The organism is Rhodoferax sp. UBA5149 (genome assembly GCF_002413825.1).
GTDB lineage: Bacteria > Pseudomonadota > Gammaproteobacteria > Burkholderiales > Burkholderiaceae_C > Rhodoferax.
Window position 1 is genome coordinate 1 of the sequence record NZ_DHXT01000102.1, and the last position, 21,265, is coordinate 21,265.

Consider the following 21,265-nt stretch of genomic DNA (forward strand, 5'->3'; position numbering starts at 1 on the left):
CCCGGCACCGGCAAAACCATGCTAGCCGAGGAAGTGGCCGGGGCGCTGAACATGCCGCTGCTGCAATGGCACATCAAGTCCACCACCAAGGCGCAGCAGGGTCTGTATGAATACGACGCCGTCAGCCGCCTGCGCGATTCGCAGCTGGCGGATGTGGAGGGCGGCGAGCGCGTCAAGGACATCCGCAACTACATCATGAAAGGTGTGTTGTGGCAGGCCTTCACGGCGGAGCAACCGGTGGCGCTGCTGATCGACGAAATCGACAAGGCCGACATCGAGTTCCCCAACGACTTGCTGCGCGAAATCGATCGCATGGAGTTTTATTGCTACGAAACCCGCGAGCTGATCAAGGCCAAGAATCGTCCGCTGGTGTTCATCACCTCGAACAACGAAAAAGAACTGCCTGACGCCTTCTTGCGCCGCTGCTTCTTTCACTACATCAAGTTCCCCGATGCCGACACCATGAAGAGCATTGTGGACGTGCACTTTCCCGGCCTGAAAAAAGAGCTGCTGAGCGCCGCCATGAAAACCTTTTATGACGTGCGCAACCTGCCGGGCCTGAAAAAGAAACCCTCCACCAGTGAGCTGCTGGACTGGCTCAAGCTGCTGCTGGCCGAAGACATCCCGTTGGAAGCGCTCCAAAGCAAGGACGACAAGGTGGCGGTGCCGCCGCTGGTCGGCGCCTTGCTCAAGAACGAGCAGGATGTGACCTTGTTTGAAAAACTGGTGTTCATGCAACGGCACAACCGTTGAACACTAAAGCCCCCGCGTCATGGACAAATCGCTGTTGATCGAAGGCCTGTCAGATGCCGTCGGCTTTGTCGGCGGCGCCTTGCTGGGTTACTGGATCGGCCGCCTTTTTAGCCTGGACATCTTTAGCCAGGGCTACGGCAACGCCAGCATGATCGGCATCGTGCTGGTCGGCCTGGGTGGCGGAGTCGGCCTGCAACTGGCCCGGCGCTGGCGCAAACGCAGCAGCGTCAAAAACAAAGACTGAGAGAGATTGAACATGGCCTACGTTGAGCCCGTCACCCTGGCTGGCCGCGGCATTGAGCTGGTCCCGCTGGCCTTGACCCACGAAGGCGGCCTGCGCGCCGCCGCCGCCGATGGCGAGTTGTGGCAGCTGCGCATCACTGGCGTGCCCACACCTGAACAAACTCGTCAGTACATCGCCGATGCACTGGACATGCGCGAAGCGGGCAACCGTTTTGCCTTCGCCGTGCTTGACGCGGTCACCGGCACGGTGCTGGGTAGCTCCAGCTACCACGACATCCTGCCCGCGGTCAAGCGAGTGGAGATTGGCTACACCTGGTACGCCAGGCGCTGCCAGCGCACCCACGTCAATACGGCGGCCAAGCTACTGCTGCTGACGCATGCGTTCGAGACGCTGGGCTGCCATGTGGTGGGCTGGCGCACCGACAACTTCAATTTTGCGTCCCAAGCTGCCATTGAGCGGCTGGGGGCCAAGAAAGACGGCGTGATCCGGGGCCACGCCCTGCGCCGTGACGGCACCATTCGCGACACCGTGATGTACAGCATGCGCAGCGGGGAATGGCCGGAAGCCAAAGCCCAGCTGCTGTATCTGCTGGACAAGTCGCGCGATTAGGAGAAACACCATGCTGCTCGACTTCTTCTACACCCTGCGCTCCGCCAAACTGCCGGTGTCCGTCAAGGAATACCTGACCCTGCTCGAAGCCCTCAAGGAAGGTGTGGTCGGCCCTAACACGCCAGAGCCCGAGGGGGACGACGAACCCAGCGGCTACAAGATTGACGATTTTTACTACCTGAGCCGCACCACGCTGGTGAAGGACGAGAAGCACTACGACAAGTTCGACCGTGCCTTTGCCGCCTACTTCAAGGGCGTGGAGATGATTGCCGACTTCACCAAGGACATCCCGCTGGAGTGGCTGCGCAAAAACCTGGAGCTCAACCTCAGTCCTGAAGAGCGCGCCAAGATTGAAAAAATGGGCTGGGATGAGCTGATGGAAACGCTCAAGAAACGCTTCGACGAGCAAAAAGAGCGTCACGAAGGCGGCAGCAAATGGATAGGCACCGGCGGCACGAGCCCGTTTGGCGCCTATGGCCAAAACCCGCAGGGTATTCGTATCGGCCAGGACAAGAGCCGCAACAAGAGCGCCGTCAAGGTGTGGGACCAGCGCGCCTACAAAGACTACGATGACACCCAGGAGCTGGGCACGCGCAACATCAAGGTCGCGCTGCGCCGCCTGCGAAAATTTGCCCGCGAAGGCCATGAAGACGAACTGGACCTGGACGACACCATCAAGTCCACGGCAGCCAACGCCGGCTATCTGGACATCAAAATGGTGCCCGAACGCCACAACAACGTGAAAGTGCTGCTGCTGATGGACGTCGGCGGCACCATGGACGAGCATATCCAGCGTGTGGAGGAGCTGTTCAGCGCCACCAAAACCGAGTTCAAGCACCTGGAGTTCTATTACTTTCACAACTGTGTCTATGACTTCATGTGGAAGAACAACCGCCGTCGCTTCAGCGAAAAATTTGCCACCTGGGACATCATCCGCAAGTACAACAAGGACTACAAACTGATCTTCATTGGCGACGCCACCATGAGCCCCTATGAGATTTTGCAGCCCGGCGGCAGCGTGGAATACAACAACGAGGAAGCCGGGGTCGAGTGGCTGCAGCGGCTCACCAGTGCCTTCCCCAAGTTCGCCTGGATCAACCCGGAGCCGCAAGGCGTGTGGCAATACCGCCAGAGCATCAGCGTGATTCAGCAAATTGTGAATCAACGCATGTTTCCGCTCACGCTGAAAGGACTTGAAGAAGCGATGCGCTTGCTGACAAAATAGCCGAATGTATGCGCTACGAAAAAACAAGCTGACACCAAAACTGTTCCTGTGGTCGGTGTTGCTTGTTTTGATGGCAGGATTCGCCGGCGCCCTTCAAGCCCAAACGCCGCCCGCCAGCGCGGCCACCGCGACCCCAGCGACCGCGGCGCCCACGCCCACCCTCCTCGCCTTTGACATTGAGATCCAGGCGCCGCCAGTGATTCAGGCCTACCTGCAACGTCATATCGAGCTGCAGCGCTACCGCGAGTTGGGCGATCTCGATGCCAGTGAGCTGGCGCGGTTGTTGACCGCCGCCGAGCGCAATGTGCAAGACCTGCTGGGCACGCTGGGTTATTTTTCGCCAGCGATCCAGCTGGCTGCGCATGACACGCCACAAAACCCCAAGGCCGCGCGCCGCGTCGTGATCACCGTGCAGCCGGGCGAGCCTGTCAAAATCAGCGATGTCACGATCGAATTCACAGGCCCGATTTCGCAAAATGACGCCACCCAGGACCAGCGTACGGCCATCCGCGCCACCTGGGCCTTGCGCCAGGGCATGACGTTTACCCAGGCCGATTGGGACGGCGCGAAAACACAGGCACTGCGGCTGTTGATCGGCCAGCGCTATCCCACAGGGCAAATTCTGTCCAGCCGTGCCGACATTGACCCGGATACGAAAACGGCCCGTTTGAGCGTCACGCTGGATTCCGGCCCCGCCTACCGTCTGGGGCTCATGCAGATCAGCGGTACCCAGCGTTACGACACGCAACTGGTGACCCGGCTAGCACGCCTGCCGCCGGGCACAGACTACAGTCAAAACCAAATGCTGGAAGCGCAGCAACGTCTGTCAGACAGTGGCTTCTTCGACGCCGTATTTGTTTCATTGGACACCTCGGGAGATCCGATGGCCGCGCCGGTACTGGTGCAACTGCGCGAGGCCAAGCTGCAAAAAATCGTGCTCGGCGTCGGCGCCAGCACCGACGGCGGGGCGCGTCTGTCGATGGAGCACCTGCACAACAAAGTGCCGGGCATTGGCTGGCGCGCGGCGTCGAAACTCTCACTGGACCGTGCAACCAGGTCCCTGGGCACCGAGTTGACGGCGCCGCCGGATGACACCGGCTGGCGCTGGGTGACTTCGGTCTTGTTTCAAAACCAGGTGGCGGGCAGCGCCGAGGTGAACAGCCAGCGCTATCGGGCCGGTCGCACCCAGATAGGCGAGCGGATTGACCGCAATTACTACTTGCAGTATGACCGTGCCAAAGTCTCGGGCGCTGGCGTGCCGGCCACGGCCGATGCGCTCAGCGCCAACTACGCATGGACTCAGCGCAACTTCGACCTCCTGCCTTTTCCTACCAGTGGCTACGGTTTGGGGGCGGAACTGGGCGGCGGCGTCACGCTGGGCAGCAGCAAAGAACCCTATCTGCGCGCTCAGGTGCGCTGGCTGGCCTTGTGGCCGCTGGCGGGCGAGCAGGCGGGCATGCGCGCCTCCATGCGCTCAGGCCGCTTGGCGACGCGCGCGGAGGGCGGCATGGTGCTGGCACGTACCGGCGCAGACCTGCCGAGCACGCAGCTTTTCCTGACCGGCGGCGACACCTCGGTGCGCGGTTATGCCTACCGCAGCATTGGCAGCGAACTGGCCAATGGCGAAATCGCAGCCGGCCGCTATCTGGCCGTCGGCAGTGTGGAGTGGCAGCGCCCCATCGTCATCAACGACAAACTAACCGATTGGGAGAGCGCTGTTTTTCTGGATGCCGGGGCCGTGGCCGACAAACCCTCGGCGCTGCGCGCCCAGGTCGGTGTGGGTGCCGGTGTGCGCTGGAAGAGCCCGGTGGGGCCGCTGCAAATTGATTTGGCCTATGGGGTGGCCACCCAGCGGGTGCGTCTGCACCTGAGCGTGGGGTTCACTTTCTGATGAAACCGCGCAAGTTCTTCACTTGGCTCGTCGGGGTGCTGGCAACGTTGCTACTGCTGGCAGGCGCCCTGCTGACGTCCTTGTGGGTCTGGACCGCCACCGACACGTCACTGGCCACCGCACTGGGACAGGCAGCGCGCTACCTGCCTGCAGGACAGTCTCTGGTGGCCGAGGACGTGCGGGGCACCCTGCGCCAGGGTGGGCACATTGGCTTGCTGCGCTGGCAGAAAAACGGACTGGTGATTGAGGCGCGCCAGATCGACCTGGTCTGGCAACCAAGGGCCCTGCTGGACCGTCGCCTGCAACTGGACACCCTGCACGTGGTGCAACTCAGCGTGGATGACCAAAGCCCGGCAAGCGCTGCGGCGCCGCTGGACAACCTGCTGCTACCGTTCCAGGTGGATCTGACATTTGCCATCGATGCGCTGCACTGGGCAGGACCGAGTGCGTTACAAGCTACGGGCCTGTCGGGCCGCTACCAGTTTGAGGGCACGCGCCACACCCTCCAACTCGACGGCGCCCAGCTCGCAGCAGGCCACTACCAGGCCCAGGCCAGCTTGCTGGCACGCGCGCCTTTGACGCTGGATATGCAGTTGCAAGGCACAGTGCAAGCGCCCATTCCCGGCAATGCGCAGCCCCTGCCATTGGCCGCCACCGCCTCGGCACACGGCAATTTGGCGGCGCCCCATGCGCTGCTGGAGGTGCAGGCCGTGCTGCGTCCTGCCACGCCGACCATGCCCGCCACGCCAGCGGTCGCTCCACCTGTCACCTCACGCAATGCATCCAAAGCGCCACCGCCGATGCAGGCCACACTGGCCGCCCGGATCAGCCCCTGGGCGGCGCAGCCCGTCGTCAAAGCCGAGACCACCTTTCGCGATCTGAACCTGGCCGCACTCTGGCCCGATGCACCGCAAACCCTGCTCACCGGCAGCGCCGAGGTGCAGCCTGGGGCGACGCCCCCCAACACAGCAAGCAGCCCAAGCTGGCAAGCGCACGGCAGCGTGACCAACCGCCTGAGTGGTCCCTGGAATATGAGCCGCCTGCCGGTAGACGCGGCGCAGGCGCGCTTGAGTTTCAGCGACGGCCAGTGGCGTGTTCAGTCACTCAGCGCCGACATCGCGGGCGGTCACGTGGTTGCGCAAGGTGGGCTGACGGGTGCCACGGCCCAACACGGGCAAGCCTTTGCTGTTTCAGACTGGCACGCGCAGGCGACGCTGCAAAACATCAATCCGGCGGCCCTGCACACGCAATTGGCGGCGGCACGCCTTGACGGACAACTTAACGCCGCGTCGGTCAAGCAAGCGATTGAGTTTGACGCCCGTTTGCAACCTTCTGCCAAACAACCCGATTCGTCACGGCTTCAAGGCTTGCATCTGACAAACGCATCCGCCAAAGGGCGCTGGGCCGATGGCACCTTGAGTCTGCAGACGCTGCAACTGCAAAGCACCGATGCCGTTCTGCAAGGCCAGATCGAGGTGCAACTGGCCAGCAAAGCCGCGCGCGGTCAGTTGCAGTTGACGCTGCCGGGCGGACAAGCAGAGCTTCACGGGCAACTGAGTGCGCGCGCCGGCGGCGGAGAGTTAGCCTTGCACGTGCTGGATGCGGCCAAAGCCTCGCGCTGGCTGGAAACGCTGCCCGGTGCATCCAGCCTGCTGGCGGGCAACACCGTTCAGGGCAAAGGGGAACTCACCGGGACCTGGGTCGGCGGCTGGCAAAGCCCAGATCTGACCGTGCGCAGCAGCTTGAACGTGCCACAGCTTGATCTGACCACCGGCCAGCAGACGCCTGACCAGGCCTGGGGCGTGCGCCAGCTGCAAGCGGAACTGTCCGGCAGCTTGAGCGCCCTGGCGCTCAAGGTCGGCGGCAAGTTGCAAAGCGGACCACGCCGGTTCGACCTGCAAGCGCAGGCGACGGGCAGCCGCAATGCCGGCGGTGCCTGGCAGGCGCTGGTGAACGCCGCCCGGCTGCAAGCGCAGAGCAGCCTGCAAGCCGGCACCTGGACCGCTCAAATCCGCCAACCGGTCAGCATCGGCTGGAAAAGCAATGCGGCGGGCAGTGTGCTGGAAACCAGCGCCGGTGAATCCTCTCTGACAGGTCCGAGCCCCGGCGCCGCCAGCCTGGTGTGGCGACCCCTTCGCTGGAGCCACACGGGGGCTCGCCGCGAACTGAAAACCCAAGGTCAGTTGCAAGGCGTGCCATTGGCATGGCTTGCACTTCTGGGCGGCAACCAGTTGACCACGATGGGCCTGCGCGGCGATCTGGTCTTTGATGGCGATTGGGATGTGCTGGCAGCCGACAAGCTGCAGGCGACCGTATCGCTGGTGCGCCGCAGCGGCGATATCCGTGTGCAGGCGGAGGGTGAGGCAGGCTCCGCCGGGGTCAGCGCCGGGGTCCGGGACGCCCGCGTCACGATGAAAGCGGATGGCGATGCACTGCGTGTCAGTGCCCGCTGGGACAGCGAACGGGCAGGCTTGGCCCAGGGTGATTTCAGCACCAGAATCACCAGCGGCGCTGACGGCTGGCGCTGGCCGGCCGATGCGCCGCTGACCGGCTCATTGCGGGCACAGCTGCCGCAAGTCGGCGTTTGGTCGGTGCTGCCCCCCCCCGGCTGGCGAATTCGCGGCACGCTGGACGCCAACATCGCACTCAGCGGCACACGCCAGGCACCGCAGTGGAGCGGCACGCTGAATGCCGACAGCCTGGCATTGCGCTCCATCGCAGACGGCATTGAATTCAGCAACGGCAAATTGCGCAGCACGCTGAGCGGACAGCGACTTGACATCCATGAATTCAGCTTGCGGGGCGCCACCGGTGGCGGTGGCAGTGGCGGCTTGCTCAACGCAACCGGCTTCGCGCAGTGGTTGCCCGATGGCACGGGCGCCACGCCGGGTCTGTCCAAAATTCGTATCGAGCTGGACGCGCAGGCGCAAGCCCTGCGCCTGACGGCACGCGCCGACCGGCGCCTGGCGGTCTCGGGCCATCTTCAGGCAAAACTGCGGGAGGCAAAACTGGAAATACGCGGCGCGCTCAAGGCAGATCAGGCGCTCTTCATCCTGCCCGACGAAAACAGCCCCAGTCTCGGTACTGACGTGGTGGTGAAATCCTCAAACAAAAATCCAGCGCCGGTGCCCAGCAGCAACATTGAGAATCCACCCCCTGTGTCGAATAGCCAGCGCATCGTGCCCGACGTCGCCATCACACTGGACATGGGACCCGACTTTCGTGTGCAGGGCCGCGGCCTCATCACGCGCCTGGCCGGCACGCTCGACCTGACCAGCACTGCCGCCACCAGCGGTGTCCCGCGTCTAACGGGAAACTTGAGCACCGTGCGCGGCAGTTACAAAGCCTACGGCCAGTTGCTCGACATTGAAGAAGGCGTGTTGCGCTTCACCGGCCCGTACGACAATCCCGCGCTCGACATTCTGGCCATACGGCCCAATTTGACAGTCCGCGTGGGCGTGCAGATCAGCGGCACCGCGCTGTCACCGCGCGTGCGACTGTACGCCGAGCCCGAGATGGCGGAAGCGGAGAAACTGGCCTGGCTGGTGCTGGGCCGCTCCGGCGCCAACGGTGGCGCCGAGGCCGCCGTATTGCAACAAGCCGCGCTGGCCCTGCTCGGTGGCAAAGGCCGTGGCCTGTCGGGCGGATTGAGCGCGGCGTTGGGGCTCGATGAGCTGTCTTTGCGCGGATCGACCAGCAACGCCGATGGCAGCACCAGCGCCGCTGCCGTCACGCTGGGCAAGCGCCTGTCGCGCAACTTCTACGTCGCCTACGAGCGCAGCATGGCCGGCACCCTGGGCACGGTCTATATCTTTTACGAGCTCTCAAGGCGCTTCACCCTGCGCGCCCAAACCGGCGAGCAAAGCACGATTGACCTGATTTTCACCGTGCCCTACGACTGAGCGCCCGTGGGCAACAACACAGGGCCCTACAATGCCCGCTCCTCCTCGTAGTTCAATGGATAGAACGAGTGCCTCCTAAGCGCTAGATACAGGTTCGATTCCTGTCGAGGGGACCAAATACCGGGTTTTTGTTGCCGGATCAATCCCATTTGACATACAGCCAGCCGCAAAGAGCGATACCGACGAGCCACAGCAACCAGGTTTGCGCGATGGCATACGGGTACAGCATCAAGGCAACACCACCCCATGTGAGCGCGGCGCGTGATGTTTTCCTTCCCCGGCGAAACGCCACATAGCCGATGAGGCCAAACACAAGCGCGCCCAGGATATAAGCCGGGCTAGGCAACACCAGCCCGAGTGATTCAAGATTCTTCAGTTCATTCATGCGTTTGGATGGCTTTGTTGATTGACCGCTGATGCTGTCACGGCGAGCTTAACGCTAACCCATCGAACGCGGCGCCTGGCATTCATGCCAGCTGCAACCCCGACTGCGTCAAACAAATTGCATTCTCCGGCTTCAGGATCGTCAAAACCGCATTGCTTGTGCATGTTTTTCGAACGCAGCGCTTATGATCGGCGCCCGCGATCGATGCCGACTGAACCGTGCTCGCGAGACTTTTGTCAGACCGCCCCCAACTTCCTGCAGTCCCAAGCGCGACACCATGCACACTGAAACACCTATTCACTTCTACCCCGCCACGGCAAAAACAGAAATCCCGCAGTCAGACCTCAACCCCATTGTGGGCGGTCGGGTCGAGTTGCAATTGCTCACCACGCTCAAGTGCAACCTCAAGTGCAGCTACTGTTCATTGGGCGTGGGCGAGGTCTTGGGCTCGCAGGTCCACGTGGAGTACGACATCGAGCAGCTCAGTGCCTTCATTGACAAGCACCTGCAAGGCAAGGAGGTCTATGTCACCTTCTACGGTGGTGAGCCGACGCTGAACAAGCCTCTGATGCTGGAGGTGATGCAGCGCTTCCCGCGCTTTCGCTTTCAACTGCAGACCAATGCCACGCTGATCGACAATCTGCCGGATTGGGCCCTGAACCGTTTGTCCAATGTGCTGGCTTCCATTGACGGCGGCGAATCCACCACCGACGGCTACCGGGGACGCGGCATTTACCGCCAGGTCATCAAAAATCTCAAGGAGGTGCGCGAGAAGATCGGCGGCACGGTCACGGCCCGTGTCACCTGGGGCAACCCCGACACCTGCTTTGAAGAGCTGGACCAATTGGTGGGCGAAGGCACGCCGTTTGATTATCTGTACTGGCAATTCGTGGCCGATGAAATGTATGCCGGTGACTCGGTCGCCAAACGCCAGGCCGTGCTGGTGCAAATGATCGACAAGTTCTTCTCGCGCACCGATGTGTTGTACCCGCTCATTCCGCTGATGGGCATGGTGCGCAACAAGCTCTTTCCGACGCGCGCGCAGGAGCTCTATGCCGGCCGCACCCAATGCCGGGTCTCCACCCACCTGCTCAATGTCATGCCCAACGGCGAGATCTACCCCTGCCCGGACCTGCTGTACGCTCCGGCCATGAAGATGGGCGATGTCAAGACCAACTGGCTGCGAAAGAGCCCGCTGCAGCTCAACCCCGAGATGCCGTGCGAGCGTTGCGAGGCCTATTCATGGTGCCGCGGCAATTGCATGAAAAACTTGTACCTCGGCTACATCAAGCAAGATGCGCGCTACCGTAGCAATGTGGTGGAACCGATTTGCGAACTGATTCGCTTCATGGGCCGGGAGATCGACAAGCACAAACCGCAAGCCTGGTTTGAACAAGCCACGCTGCCGGTGCGCAAGCAGATCACGGACTGCGAAGTTTATGAGTACGTGGAGATCATGCCCTGAGCGAGTGATTTTTCTGCGCAACATTGGTCAATTTTGCGCTGGGTGCGTGCCCGCATTAGGTCTTTTCTGGAAATCGGGTCTTGTGCGTCAACGCACAGAAGAGGCGCGTCATTTCCTGTAATCTCGCTGTATCGCTAAGCTAATTGCGGCGTGCATTGGTTTCAGTGGTTCATCACCGAAAGGGGCTCGCCATCAACATCACCTTAAATCTGATACCGATCGTATCGCTCATCGCCGGCATCCTGATCCTCATCATGCCGCGCCTGCTGTCAACGATCGTGGCCGTCTATCTGATCATGGTCGGCTTGGTTGGCTTGTTTGGAACTGGCCACTTTCTGCGATGAAAAAAAGGGGGCCGCAAAGCCCCCTTCCTGTTCACGGCCCAATGGAAAGGGTCAAGGTACCGCGCACGGGGCAACGGCGGCAAGCGTCGGACGCAGGGCGTTGGTCGTCCCGCTTTCGTCAGGTCCGAGCGTGTTTTTCGTGAAGGTGCAGCCGTAGTTCACGTTGGCCACAGTGGCGGCCGTCACGACATCGTCGCCCGCGGGTTTGACGCCGTTTTGCTCCCACTGGATCATGGCGTCAAAAGCGTCGACTTGCTCGGCAACCGTGAAATCGCAATGACTCGCGCCCCGGATCGCGCGCTGCACCAGCCAGGCACTGTTGCCCTTGGCCGCCACTCGCTTCTGATAGACCTGCTCCATGCTGAAAGGCACGAACAGGTCACCCAAGGTGTGGATAGAAACCACCGGGATCTTGAACTCGCCGTTGACCTTGGGAATCCAGCGCAGGCCGTCTGTGCGCAGGCGGTTGGCGTCGGTTACCGCGGTCAGCTTTTGCGCCGCCGCGTTCAGCGCAGTCGACCCGGCCACGTCGCCATCAATGGTGTAGGTGAAGCCGTTGGTGTCGACCACGCTCTTGTTCAAGATGCCCGATATGGTGCCATCACCGCCAAAAGTGCCATAGGCGGACGGGAAGCTACCGCCAAAGGCCAGGCCTTGGGCGAACAAGGGGCGTTCGCCACCGGTCAGGTTCTTCAGCACGGAGGCGTACTTGGCGCCGGTGGCTGTGGTCGTGATCTGGGCCTGGGGTGTCGCCGTTGACGGGAAAGTCGCAAACAGCGTGCCGGTCACCAGCGCCTGAATTTCGGACCATTTGGTGAACGGATAACTCGGAACCCCGGCCACGGCCATGGCCGAGACTTGCATGGCGGCAAACAAATCGAACAAAGCGGTATCCCCCACCACGCCGCACATCGGCACGGCGCCGTTGTACTTCACCTTGTGCTTGGCCGTTGCAAAGGCCTCGTCCTCGATCGCCGCGGCGGTAATATGGCCGCCCATGGAGTGGCCCGTGATGTACAGCTTGCTCGGCGCGGCCAGGGGGTGCAAGTTGGTTGCGGCGATGTCGTTGAACTTGAGTGCGAGTGCATTGGTATCCTCGACGCCGGCGCGCACATCGTAGTTGTTCTTGCTGTAGCTGGATGCTGCCCAGGCATACCCGTTTTGGATCAGGTAGCGGCGGATAGATGGGTTCGAGATGCCGAGCGCGGCGCCGGAGCCAGCGAAACCGTGTGCGTACATCACGAGTTTGCCGTTCCAGTTGGCCGGCACCTCGACGCGATAGCCCGCACCGTCGAGCACACCGGCCCAGCGGCTGGTCGTGCTCATGTCGGTGACGTCGCCAGCAGCGGCGGCCATGGCGGCAAAGGTTGTGGCCGTGGCATCGGCGGTGAACGTGAGTGCGTCCTGCGCGCGCGTTTCCTCGGGCGCAACCGCAGGGGCAGGGTCGCCGCCGCCGCAAGAAACGAGCATGGTGGCGGCGCCCAGCGCAGCCAGTTTGAACCTGATATTTCTCATCGATGTGCCCCTGAGTTAAAAAAAGAACGCCCGTTCCTTTCTTTGGAGATGATGCTAAGCCCCCGACCCCGTGTGTTGCTACCGGGTAAACACGTAGGGTCTTTGTGGCAATTTCAAACAAAAAGCAAGCACTTAAGTCAAAAAATGGCTGAATACGTGCAAGAAAATTGTGTAGAAGTGCTTGGCCGCTGGCTCGCCTTCCGTGCCAACAGGGAGTCTGACAGTCCCAATCTGGCACCGTATCTGCCCTGCCTGCTCGCAAAAATCCTTTTTTCGCAGTTGCGCTGAATCAACCCGTTTGCGAATAAGTGAGTTCTGCTGTTTTGGCGTACATCCGACGACAACAAACGGGTGCATCATTTATTCTGTTGGTGTTCATGACGCGCAGGGTTTGTTTGGTCTCGAAATTCATTGTTCTTTTCCAACGCTTTTCATCCAAGTTCAAACTCATGACTAGGCCCAACGATCAACTCAAAAGTTCGAAAAATTGGCATCGCTGGGGCAAATACAGACTCATTTTTCTTGGCATTGCCGTTCTTTTCCTGGCATTGATCGCATGGCAGTTGTATGCATCGCTGCGGACCGCCCAGTCATCCGCGATAACGAACACGCGCAATCTCGCGCTGCTGCTGGAATCCAGGCTGAACACCGAATTCCAGGTCGCTGAACGCACGGTTGCAAGTCTGGTTGAAGAAATCCCCCCAGAAGCCATGCGCTCGGAGATGGCGGGGCAATATCGGCCTCAAATAAGCCGCTGGCTCAAATCTCGCGTTCAGAACATCTCGTCGGCTTCGGCATTGCGGTTCGTCGATGCCAACGGCAATTGGCTGTATTCCAGCGTCGACAATGACCCACCCATGAACGTCGCTGACCGGCCTTATTTTCAACAGCTCAAGAGTGATTCTGCAAGCACCACTATTTTTTCCGACGTGTCAGTAGGGCGTGTCAGCGGACGGGTACTGATGTGGGTGGCGAAACCGGTTCACGATCGAGAAGGTTCTTTCCTGGGCGCCGCGGTAACCTCGATTGATCTCACCTCTCTGCACGAACAGTTCCATAACCTTGAACTTGGAAAAGATGGCGCGGTAACGCTGCGGCGTCTCGATAGCGGCGCCTTGGTTGTGCGCTACCCCGGTGCCATTGAAGTCGATAACAAACCCGCCCCCGATCTCCCTATCCGCCAGGCAATTCTCAAGGGTGGGCCCCATGGCGTCATCAAAACCACATCGCCCGTTGACGGGGTTCAGCGTCTGTACGGCTATCGAAGGGTTGGTACATTTCCGTTCTACAGCGTGGTCGGCATCGCGGAAAACGACTACTTGGCCGAATGGCGCAGAGACTCCTCTTTTTTGTTGATCGGCGCATTGCTATTTCTCGCCACGCTCGCCGTCGCCGAGTCACGGCGCAACGGGAGCGAAATCAAGCTGCGCGACAGTGAACAGCGTTTTCGCAACCTGATCGACCGCAACAACGCGGCCATTCTCCAGATTGATCCTGCCGGTGGCCACATTCTGGACGCCAACGCGTCCGCCTGCGACTTCTACGGGTGGTCGCATGCGCAGATGTGCGGCAAGACCCTGCAGGACATTAACGCGTTGAACCCGGAGCAAGTCGCAGCGGAATGCACGACAGCCGCAACAGAAAATCGCAACTACCTCATTTTTGCGCACCGTCTGGCCAACGGTGAAACCCGAACGGTGGAAATTCATTCCACACCCATCTCCATGGGGAACCGCTCCCTGTTGATTTTGATTGTCTATGACATCACAGAACGGATGCGCGACGCCAAGCAGCTGGCCAGTCTGACACTGGACCAGAAAGCCATCCTGGATAGCCACATCGTCGGCATTTTCAAAGCCAGGGACCGAAAATTCGTCTGGACCAACGCGGCATTTGCAGAGATGCTTGGCTACACAAAAGAAGAACTAATCGGACAATCGACCCGCGTCCTCTATCCGAGTGATCAGGCGCATGCCGATTTCGGCGATGTGGCCTATCCCACCATCCACGAAAGTGAAATCTTCCGGTCCGAAATTCAGTTGCAGCGCAAGAATGGATCACTCGGGTGGTATGAAATCAGTGGCGGATTGCTCAGCCCTGGCAACGAAGAGTCGATCTGGGGCTTGGTCGACATCACCAAGCGCAAGCAGATGGAAGACCAAGTGCGCCAACTGGCTTTTTATGACACGCTCACCGAGTTACCGAACCGGCGTTTGCTCAATGACCGTTTAAGCCAGGCGATGGTCGCGAGCAAGCGCAGTGACCACTATGGCGCCCTGATGTTTCTCGACCTGGATAATTTCAAGCCGCTCAATGATGTGCATGGGCATCTTGCAGGCGACTTGCTATTGATTGAAGTCGCAAGCCGATTGAAAAGCTGCGTACGGGAAATGGATACCTTGGCGCGGTTTGGTGGCGACGAGTTTGTGGTGCTGCTCAGCGAACTGACGCGGGACAGAGTTGAGTCCACAACGCAGGCCGAAATTGTTGCCGAGAAGATTCAAGAAACGCTGTCCAGTCCGTATTTGCTTCAACTCACGCGTGATGGCATGGGTGTATCACGCACCGCCGAACATCGTTGCACCGCAAGCATCGGCGTCGCGATGTTTGTCGGTCAGGAGACCACGGCACAAGAAGTTCTCAAGTGGGCCGATTTGGCCATGTATGAAGCGAAAGAAAATGGGCGAAATTCCATCCGGTTCTATGGGGCTGGCCGACCAAAGAATCCGGCCTGTTAGGAACCGGCCCGCAGCCCTGCTACCGCCATGCGAACATCGGCGGCCCAGGCACGGCGATCTCGCCCTTGAGCTGACTGTGGTTCGCCAAATGTCACAACGGCGCACAGCGGCGGCGCCGTGAGCGTGCGCCAGATCGAGCCCAACAGGGTGTCATCGTCGATGTAACACGGCGCCAGGCTGCGCTCGCCGCTGGCGGCGTCCGCAAAGCGCAGCGCCACCGGCAGCACCGGTGCATGGGCCGAGATGGCGGCTTGAAACAGGTTGGCGTGAAAGGGCAGCAAGTCCACGCCATTGCTGGTGGTGCCTTCAGGAAAAATCGCCAGTATGTCGCCGGTCTGCAGGCGCTCGGCCATGTGGTGCACCACGCGCATGGCGTCGCGCCGGGACTCGCGTTCGATGAACAGGGTGCCGGCGGCGGTCGCCAGGGTGCCGACCAGGGGCCAGTGCCGCACGTCGGCTTTGGAGACAAAACGGCAAGGGCGCGCGGCGAGCATCACCACAATGTCCAGCCACGAGATGTGGTTGGCCGCCAGCAGCACGGGGCCATGCGTTGGTGGCTCGCCAACTACTATCAATTTAATAGCTAGTCGCGCAATCAGGACAAGGGCCCAGGCCCTGATTCGCTCTTCTTTTTGAGCTGCAGACAGTCTGGGGAAAACGAAGGCGGCGCTGCACAAACCCGTCACGATGTGCAGCAGCACGCGCACGCATTTCCAGCTGGCGTGGGCACGCAGGCCGATGCGGTGCATCAAGCCTGAAAGGCCACCTGCCCGCCGACAATCGTGCAGCGCACCCGTCCCGGTAGCTCCAAACCCAAGAACGGCGTGTGCTTGCCCTGGCTGCGCAAGGCAGCGGGCTCAACCACCCACGCAGCCTGCGGATCAAACACGCACAGGTCAGCCACACCGCCGACCAGCAGACGCCCGACACGGCCTTGCCGTTTGCCGAGTGACGCACCCAACACATCGGCCGGTCCGCTGGTGATCACCGCCAGGGCACGCGCCAGGCTGACGCCGCTGTCCAGGCGCCACTTGAGCGCCAGGCTCAACAGCAGCTCGACGCCCGTGGCACCGGCCTCGCTTTCGGCGAATGGCAGGGCTTTGGCATCTTCGTCCACCGGCGTGTGGTCGGATACCAGCGCGTCGATGGTGCCGTCCGCCAGCGCCGCACGCAGGGCATCGCGGTCGCGCTGCTGGCGCAGGGGCGGGTTGAGCCGGGCGTGGCTGTCAAAGTAGCCGATGTCGGTGTCCGTCAGATGCAGTGAGTTGATGCTGATGTCACAACTGACTTTCAAGCCGTCCAGCTTGGCCTGGCGCACCAGGGCGACCCCGGCGGCACTGCTGAGCCGACACAGATGCACCCGCGCGCCGGTCGCCTTCATCAGCTCAAAAATGGTGTGCAGGGCAATCGTTTCTGCCACCACCGGCACGCCGCTCAGGCCCAGCCGGGTGGCCAGCGCGCCACTCGCCGCCACGCCCTTGCCCAGAAAAAACTCTTGCGGTCGCAGCCACACGGCATAGTCAAAGGTGCTGGCGTACTGAAACGCACGCTGCAGCACCTGCGTGTTGGCCAGGGGCACTTCGGCCTGGCTGAAAGCAACGCAGCCGGCCTCGGTCAGCTCCACCATCTCGGTGAGCGCTTCACCGGCGAGATTGCGGGTCAAGGCGCCCAGCGGATAGACGCGGGCCTGGTTCAGTTTTTCGGCCCGAAAGCGCAGCATCTCCACCAGACCGGGCTCATCGAGCACCGGGTCGGTGTCGGGCAGGCAGACCAGGCTGGTCACGCCACCGGCGACGGCTGCGGCCATCTCGGACTCCAGCATGCGGGCGTGCTCATAGCCGGGCTCGCGCAGACGCACCGCCAGGTCCATCAAGCCGGGGGCGACAATGCAACCAGTGGCGTCGATGGTCTGGCTGGGCTGGAAGTCGGGTGCTATGTTTTTAATAGCTATCACCGCCCCATTGGCGAGGGCTACATCCGCAATTTCATCGAAACCACTGGCTGGATCGATGACCCGGCCGCCTTTGATCAACAGGTTCATATCAGGTCTCCCGCCGGGCCGCCCCAAGGGAGACCTGCGCCCCCTCGGGGGGCAGCGAATACACAAAGTGATGAGCGTGGGGGTTTCATATCAGGCCTCGTTCCCCGCCACGATGCTCATCACCGCCATGCGCACCGCAATGCCAAAGGTCACCTGCGGCAAGATCACGCTCTGCTTGCCGTCCACCACGGCCGAGTCAATTTCCACACCCCGGTTGATCGGCCCCGGGTGCATCACGATGGCGTCCGGTTTGGCCAGCAACAGCTTTTCAGGCGTCAGGCCGTAGCTCTTGAAAAACTCCTGACTGGACGGCAGCAGCGCGCCGTTCATGCGCTCGCTTTGCAGGCGCAGCATGATGATGACGTCACAGTCTTTGATGCCCTCCTCCAGCGTGTGGCAGACCCGCACGCCCATTTGCGCCATGTCGGACGGCACCAGGGTTTTGGGTCCGACCACCCGCACCTCGGCACAGCCCAAGGTGGTAAGGGCATGGATGTCGGAGCGGGCCACGCGCGAGTGCAGCACATCGCCGACGATGGCCACCGTCAGGTTGGAAAAATCCTTCTTGAAATGCCGGATGGTGTACATGTCCAGCAAGCCTTGCGTCGGGTGCGCGTGGCGCCCGTCGCCGGCATTGATCACGTGCACGTGCGGCGCCACATGCTGCGCGATCAGGTAGGGCGCGCCCGACTCGCTGTGCCGCACCACAAACAGGTCGGCCGCCATGGCGCTCAGGTTGGCGATGGTGTCGAGCAGCGATTCGCCTTTGGAGGCCGATGACCGGGCGATGTCCAGGTTGATGACGTCGGCGCTGAGCCGGGTGGCGGCAATTTCGAAGGTGGTGCGGGTGCGGGTCGAGTTCTCGAAAAAGAGGTTGAACACGCTTTTGCCGCGCAACAAGGGCACTTTTTTGACTTCGCGATCATTGACACTTACGAAATTGGTCGCGGTGTCCAGCACCTGGGTCAGGATGCTCTTGGGCAGGCCCTCGATCGAGAGCAGGTGAATCAGTTCACCGTTTTTGTTGAGCTGGGGATTGCGTTTGTACAGCATGGCTAGCGGGCCTTCACGTTGAAACTGAACACCCCGGCCTCGTCGCGCGCCAGCGCCAGTGACTGGGTGGCCGGTAGGACGATGCGTGCCGCACACAAGTCGGCCTGAATCGGCAACTCGCGGCCACCCCGGTCCACCAGCACCGCCAGTTTCACGCTGGCCGGGCGGCCGAAGTCAAACAGTTCGTTGATCACGGCGCGGATGGTGCGCCCGGTATAAAGCACGTCATCCAGCAGAATGATGTGCGCCTCATTCACGTCAAAATCAATCTGCGTCTGCGCGCCAACCGTCATGCCGCGCCGGGCGAAATCATCGCGGTGCATCGACGAGGAAATCACGCCGGCGCGCTCCGTCAGGTTCATGTCGCGCTGCAAACGCTCGGCCAGCCAGGCTCCACCGGAGGTCACGCCGACCAGCCGCATGCCGGGGCGAAACAGAGCGCGCACGCCGCTCAGCAACTCAAGGTAAAGCGCCTCGGCATCCAATGCGAGTGTGCTCATGGAATACTCCTCAAAAACTGTTCCAGAATAATGCAGGCGGCCGCGGCATCGGCGTCTTTGGCGCCCATGGACAACGCTTCGGTGGTGGTGTAGCGTTCGTCCACCTCAAACACCGGCAGCTTGAAGCGGCCGTGCAGCTGGCGGGCAAACTTGCGTGCCCGCAAGGTGTTCTCATGGGCCGCGCCATCGGGGTGAAACGGTACCCCCACTACCAGCGCATCAGGCTGCCATTCCTTGATGTGCTGCGCAATCTTGACGAAGCGCGCGTCCCCCTCGGCGCTGATGGTGCCTTGCGGCTGGGCCGTGCGCATCAAGCGGTTACCAACCGCAAAGCCAGTTCGCTTGATCCCGAAATCAAGCGCCAGAAAGGTCTGCAGTCCCGCAGGGACAGGCACCGCGCCAGATACCGGCGCAGCCACGGACGCCGGAGCGGGCCTGGTTAACTCGCTCATGCATGCCCCGCGTCAGGCGACAGCATCCACAGCTCAACGCCCAGCAGCAGCAAAGCCTGGTCATAGCGCTGCGCCACCGGCGTATCAAAGATGACGCTGTTACTGGCGGCAACGGTCAACCAGCTGTTGTTTGACAGTTCGGACTCCAGCTGCCCTTCGCCCCAGGCGGAATAACCCAGCGACACCAGCACTTTGCGTGGCCCGGCGCCCGTGGACAGGGCTTCAAGAACGTCTTTGGAGGTGGTCATCTCCAGACCGCCCGGGATCGTCATGGTCGAGGCGTAAACGGACTCAGCCGGTTTGTCAGCGCCCGCAAAGAAGGGTTCATGCAAGACAAAACCCCGTTCCGTCTGCACCGGCCCGCCCTGAAATACCGGGGCGTTGGAGAGATCTTCACGGTGCAAGGGCAGCTCCACCTTTTCAAACAGGCGCTTCATGTCCATATCGCCGGGCTTGTTGATGACCAGCCCCAGCGCGCCGCGCTCATTGTGCTCACACACATAGACCACGCTTCGGGAGAAAATCTCATCCTGCAATCCGGGCATGGCGATCAAAAAGTGATTCGTCAGGTTGGTCAGGGCAAAATCTCCGGGCATTTGATGATTTTAACGGTGATCATGACCCCACAATTCGAAACAGGCTTGATGTGGTTCCGCCGCGATTTGCGCGTGGAGGACAACGCCGCACTGTGCATGGCCTTGCAAGCCTGCCGAAAACTCCATTGCGTGTTTGTGTTTGACCAGGAAATTTTGGCCGCCCTGCCGCGCGCTGATCGACGCGTGGAGTTCATCCGTGAGTCATTGTGCGAGCTCGACCTGGGCTTGCGCCAACTGAGTGGGCTACCGGGCGCAGGCCTGATCGTGCGCCATGGCTTGGCCACCGAGGAGATGGTGACGCTGGCCCAAGCGCTGCATGTGCAGGCGGTCTTTGCGGCCCATGACTACGAGCCGCAGACGCTGGCGCGCGACGCGCGCGTGCTGGGTGCGCTGGCGGCGGCGGGCATTGCCATGCACACCTGCAAAGATCACGTGGTTTTTGAAAGGCGGGAGATTCTGACCCAAAGCGGCACACCCTATGGCGTGTTCACCCCTTACAAAAATTGCTGGCTGGCAACGGTGACACCGCATCATTTGCGTCGATTTGATGCAGCACCGTTCGCACCCGCCCTGGCGCCGCGACCCGAAGGCCTGCAACAGGCGGTGCCAACCCTGGCCGCTATTGGGTTTGAGACAACCAATCTTGGCGCGCTCAAAATCCCCACCGGCGCATCGGGTGCGCGCCAGCTGTTTGAAGACTTCTTCGAGCGCATGGACGACTACCATGCAACCCGTGATTTCCCCTCTGTCAAAGGCCCCAGCTACCTCAGCGTGCACCTGCGTTTTGGCACCGTGTCGATCCGCCAACTGGCGGCCTCGGCTTTGCAGCGGCAGATGCAGGGCAGCCGGGGTGCGGCGGTCTGGCTGGGTGAGCTGATCTGGCGTGATTTTTATTTTCAAATCCTGGCCAACTTCCCGCACGTGGCGCAGGGCGCTTACAAGCGCGAGTACGACGCTATTTCATGGGAGCATGGCAAGCACGCCGAAACTCTTTTCAAAGCCTGGTGCGAGGGGTGCACCGGCTACCCGCTGGTGGATGCCGCCATGGCCCAGATCAACCAGACCGGCTACATGCACAACCGTCTGCGCATGGTGGCAGGCAGCTTTCTGGTCAAAGACCTCGGCATCGACTGGCGCTGGGGTGAAAAATACTTCGCCCAGCACCTGAACGACTTTGACTTGGCCGCCAACAACGGCGGCTGGCAATGGCTCAGTTCCAGCGGCTGCGACGCTCAGCCCTACTTCAGGATCTTCAACCCGGTGAGCCAGAGCGAGCAGTTTGACGGCGAGGGCAAGTTCATCCGCCGCTATTTGCCTCAACTTGCGAAACTGCCCAACAAGGTGCTGCACGCACCCTGGACCGCCAAGCCTCTGGAATTGCAGGCTGCGGGTGTGACGCTAGGGCAAACCTACCCAAAGCCCCTCGTGGCGCACGAGGAGGCTCGGGCGCGCACGCTGCAACGCTATGCGGTGGTCAAGAAGTCAATCCAAGCGCTTGAGAAGCATCGTTTGCCACCTGTTCAGTAGCAAACGATTCAACACCGACGAGCGT

Annotated in this window: 19 protein-coding genes and 1 tRNA gene; 12 read left to right on the forward strand and 8 right to left on the reverse strand. The window is 61.3% G+C overall.

Features of this window, described 5'->3' with window-relative positions; genetic code table 11:
- The 7 genes from B3V69_RS09085 to B3V69_RS09115 form a co-directional block, all read left to right on the forward strand.
- The coding region (locus B3V69_RS09085; protein WP_296445804.1) for an AAA family ATPase at positions 1 to 753 on the forward strand (753 nt) is incomplete at its 5' end.
- Between the two features lie 19 nt (positions 754 to 772).
- A complete protein-coding gene (locus B3V69_RS09090; RefSeq protein ID WP_296445806.1) occupies positions 773 to 997 on the forward strand; it encodes a hypothetical protein in 225 nt (74 codons plus the stop codon).
- Between the two features lie 12 nt (positions 998 to 1,009).
- The gene (locus tag B3V69_RS09095; RefSeq protein WP_296445808.1) at positions 1,010 to 1,606 is read left to right on the forward strand and encodes a GNAT family N-acetyltransferase; all 597 of its coding nucleotides are present in this window, start codon (positions 1,010 to 1,012) and stop codon (positions 1,604 to 1,606) included.
- Positions 1,607 to 1,616: 10 nt separating this feature from the next.
- Complete coding sequence (locus B3V69_RS09100) at positions 1,617 to 2,831, forward strand: vWA domain-containing protein (RefSeq protein ID WP_296445810.1); 1,215 nt, start codon at positions 1,617 to 1,619, stop codon at positions 2,829 to 2,831.
- Positions 2,832 to 2,835: 4 nt separating this feature from the next.
- On the forward strand, positions 2,836 to 4,722 hold the full coding sequence (locus B3V69_RS09105) for an autotransporter assembly complex protein TamA (protein WP_296445812.1): 1,887 nt from the start codon (positions 2,836 to 2,838) through the stop codon (positions 4,720 to 4,722).
- A complete protein-coding gene (locus tag B3V69_RS09110; RefSeq protein ID WP_296445814.1) occupies positions 4,722 to 8,624 on the forward strand; it encodes a translocation/assembly module TamB domain-containing protein in 3,903 nt (1,300 codons plus the stop codon). The genes B3V69_RS09105 and B3V69_RS09110 overlap by 1 nt, the downstream gene beginning before the upstream one ends.
- Positions 8,625 to 8,665: 41 nt before the next feature.
- A tRNA-Arg gene (locus B3V69_RS09115) sits at positions 8,666 to 8,740 on the forward strand.
- Positions 8,741 to 8,763: 23 nt separating this feature from the next.
- Here the strand turns inward: B3V69_RS09115 and B3V69_RS09120 are convergent.
- Positions 8,764 to 9,009, reverse strand: coding sequence for a hypothetical protein (locus B3V69_RS09120; RefSeq protein WP_296445816.1), 246 nt, complete (start codon positions 9,007 to 9,009; stop codon positions 8,764 to 8,766).
- A 277-nt stretch (positions 9,010 to 9,286) separates the two neighbouring features.
- Between B3V69_RS09120 and B3V69_RS09125 the strand changes: the two genes are divergently transcribed.
- Positions 9,287 to 10,474, forward strand: a complete 1,188-nt coding sequence (locus tag B3V69_RS09125; protein ID WP_296445818.1) for a radical SAM/SPASM domain-containing protein — start codon at positions 9,287 to 9,289, stop codon at positions 10,472 to 10,474.
- 191 nt (positions 10,475 to 10,665) lie between these two features.
- Positions 10,666 to 10,818 (forward strand): DUF3096 domain-containing protein, encoded by a 153-nt coding sequence (locus B3V69_RS09130; protein WP_296445892.1) that lies wholly within the window; start codon positions 10,666 to 10,668, stop codon positions 10,816 to 10,818.
- A 51-nt stretch (positions 10,819 to 10,869) separates the two neighbouring features.
- Here the strand turns inward: B3V69_RS09130 and B3V69_RS09135 are convergent, their stop codons facing one another.
- Positions 10,870 to 12,333: an alpha/beta hydrolase family protein gene (locus tag B3V69_RS09135; protein WP_296445821.1), complete on the reverse strand. Its 1,464-nt coding sequence runs from the start codon at positions 12,331 to 12,333 to the stop codon at positions 10,870 to 10,872.
- 144 nt (positions 12,334 to 12,477) lie between these two features.
- On the opposite strand from B3V69_RS09135, the gene B3V69_RS09140 reads away from it, so the two are divergent.
- Both B3V69_RS09140 and B3V69_RS09145 read left to right on the forward strand, forming a co-directional pair.
- Positions 12,478 to 12,621, forward strand: a complete 144-nt coding sequence (locus tag B3V69_RS09140) for a hypothetical protein (RefSeq protein WP_296445823.1) — start codon at positions 12,478 to 12,480, stop codon at positions 12,619 to 12,621.
- 20 nt (positions 12,622 to 12,641) lie between these two features.
- Entirely contained in the window at positions 12,642 to 15,071 is a 2,430-nt protein-coding gene (locus tag B3V69_RS09145) for a diguanylate cyclase domain-containing protein (RefSeq protein WP_296445825.1), read from the forward strand.
- On the opposite strand, the gene B3V69_RS09150 is transcribed toward B3V69_RS09145, so the two are convergent.
- The 6 genes from B3V69_RS09150 to B3V69_RS09175 all read right to left on the reverse strand — a co-directional run bounded on the left by B3V69_RS09150 (position 15,068) and on the right by B3V69_RS09175 (position 19,713).
- Positions 15,068 to 15,820, reverse strand: a complete 753-nt coding sequence (locus B3V69_RS09150) for a lysophospholipid acyltransferase family protein (RefSeq protein WP_296445894.1) — start codon at positions 15,818 to 15,820, stop codon at positions 15,068 to 15,070. The two genes, B3V69_RS09145 and B3V69_RS09150, sit on opposite strands and share 4 nt — an antisense overlap.
- Positions 15,820 to 17,112: a dihydroorotase gene (locus tag B3V69_RS09155; RefSeq protein ID WP_296445827.1), complete on the reverse strand. Its 1,293-nt coding sequence runs from the start codon at positions 17,110 to 17,112 to the stop codon at positions 15,820 to 15,822. The genes B3V69_RS09150 and B3V69_RS09155 overlap by 1 nt, the downstream gene beginning before the upstream one ends.
- A 90-nt stretch (positions 17,113 to 17,202) precedes the next feature.
- The gene (locus B3V69_RS09160; RefSeq protein ID WP_296445829.1) at positions 17,203 to 18,165 is read right to left on the reverse strand and encodes an aspartate carbamoyltransferase catalytic subunit; all 963 of its coding nucleotides are present in this window, start codon (positions 18,163 to 18,165) and stop codon (positions 17,203 to 17,205) included.
- 2 nt (positions 18,166 to 18,167) lie between these two features.
- Positions 18,168 to 18,665, reverse strand: coding sequence for a bifunctional pyr operon transcriptional regulator/uracil phosphoribosyltransferase PyrR (gene pyrR / locus B3V69_RS09165; RefSeq protein ID WP_296445830.1), 498 nt, complete (start codon positions 18,663 to 18,665; stop codon positions 18,168 to 18,170).
- A complete protein-coding gene (ruvX, locus tag B3V69_RS09170; protein ID WP_296445832.1) occupies positions 18,662 to 19,117 on the reverse strand; it encodes a Holliday junction resolvase RuvX in 456 nt (151 codons plus the stop codon). The genes pyrR and ruvX overlap by 4 nt, the downstream gene beginning before the upstream one ends.
- Positions 19,114 to 19,713 carry a YqgE/AlgH family protein gene (locus tag B3V69_RS09175; RefSeq protein ID WP_296445834.1) on the reverse strand — a complete coding sequence of 200 codons (600 nt, stop codon included), beginning with the start codon at positions 19,711 to 19,713 and terminating at the stop codon, positions 19,114 to 19,116. The genes ruvX and B3V69_RS09175 overlap by 4 nt, the downstream gene beginning before the upstream one ends.
- A gap of 21 nt (positions 19,714 to 19,734) precedes the next feature.
- Between B3V69_RS09175 and B3V69_RS09180 the strand changes: the two genes are divergently transcribed.
- Positions 19,735 to 21,240 (forward strand): cryptochrome/photolyase family protein, encoded by a 1,506-nt coding sequence (locus B3V69_RS09180; RefSeq protein ID WP_296445837.1) that lies wholly within the window; start codon positions 19,735 to 19,737, stop codon positions 21,238 to 21,240.
- The last annotated feature ends 25 nt before the right edge of the window (positions 21,241 to 21,265 follow it).

Coding starts and splice junctions, on each gene's coding strand:
- B3V69_RS09100 (WP_296445810.1), top strand. CDS start 1,617: ATGCTGCTCGACTTCTTCTACACCCTGCGCTCCGCCAAACTGCCGGTG.
- B3V69_RS09135 (WP_296445821.1), bottom strand. CDS start 12,333: ATGAGAAATATCAGGTTCAAACTGGCTGCGCTGGGCGCCGCCACCATG.
- B3V69_RS09120 (WP_296445816.1), bottom strand. CDS start 9,009: ATGAATGAACTGAAGAATCTTGAATCACTCGGGCTGGTGTTGCCTAGC.
- ruvX (WP_296445832.1), bottom strand. CDS start 19,117: ATGAGCGAGTTAACCAGGCCCGCTCCGGCGTCCGTGGCTGCGCCGGTA.
- B3V69_RS09160 (WP_296445829.1), bottom strand. CDS start 18,165: ATGCTGTACAAACGCAATCCCCAGCTCAACAAAAACGGTGAACTGATT.
- B3V69_RS09155 (WP_296445827.1), bottom strand. CDS start 17,112: ATGAACCTGTTGATCAAAGGCGGCCGGGTCATCGATCCAGCCAGTGGT.
- B3V69_RS09090 (WP_296445806.1), top strand. CDS start 773: ATGGACAAATCGCTGTTGATCGAAGGCCTGTCAGATGCCGTCGGCTTT.
- B3V69_RS09095 (WP_296445808.1), top strand. CDS start 1,010: ATGGCCTACGTTGAGCCCGTCACCCTGGCTGGCCGCGGCATTGAGCTG.
- B3V69_RS09105 (WP_296445812.1), top strand. CDS start 2,836: ATGTATGCGCTACGAAAAAACAAGCTGACACCAAAACTGTTCCTGTGG.
- B3V69_RS09125 (WP_296445818.1), top strand. CDS start 9,287: ATGCACACTGAAACACCTATTCACTTCTACCCCGCCACGGCAAAAACA.
- B3V69_RS09110 (WP_296445814.1), top strand. CDS start 4,722: ATGAAACCGCGCAAGTTCTTCACTTGGCTCGTCGGGGTGCTGGCAACG.
- B3V69_RS09140 (WP_296445823.1), top strand. CDS start 12,478: ATGGCTGAATACGTGCAAGAAAATTGTGTAGAAGTGCTTGGCCGCTGG.
- B3V69_RS09180 (WP_296445837.1), top strand. CDS start 19,735: ATGACCCCACAATTCGAAACAGGCTTGATGTGGTTCCGCCGCGATTTG.
- B3V69_RS09175 (WP_296445834.1), bottom strand. CDS start 19,713: ATGCCCGGAGATTTTGCCCTGACCAACCTGACGAATCACTTTTTGATC.
- B3V69_RS09150 (WP_296445894.1), bottom strand. CDS start 15,820: ATGCACCGCATCGGCCTGCGTGCCCACGCCAGCTGGAAATGCGTGCGC.
- pyrR (WP_296445830.1), bottom strand. CDS start 18,665: ATGAGCACACTCGCATTGGATGCCGAGGCGCTTTACCTTGAGTTGCTG.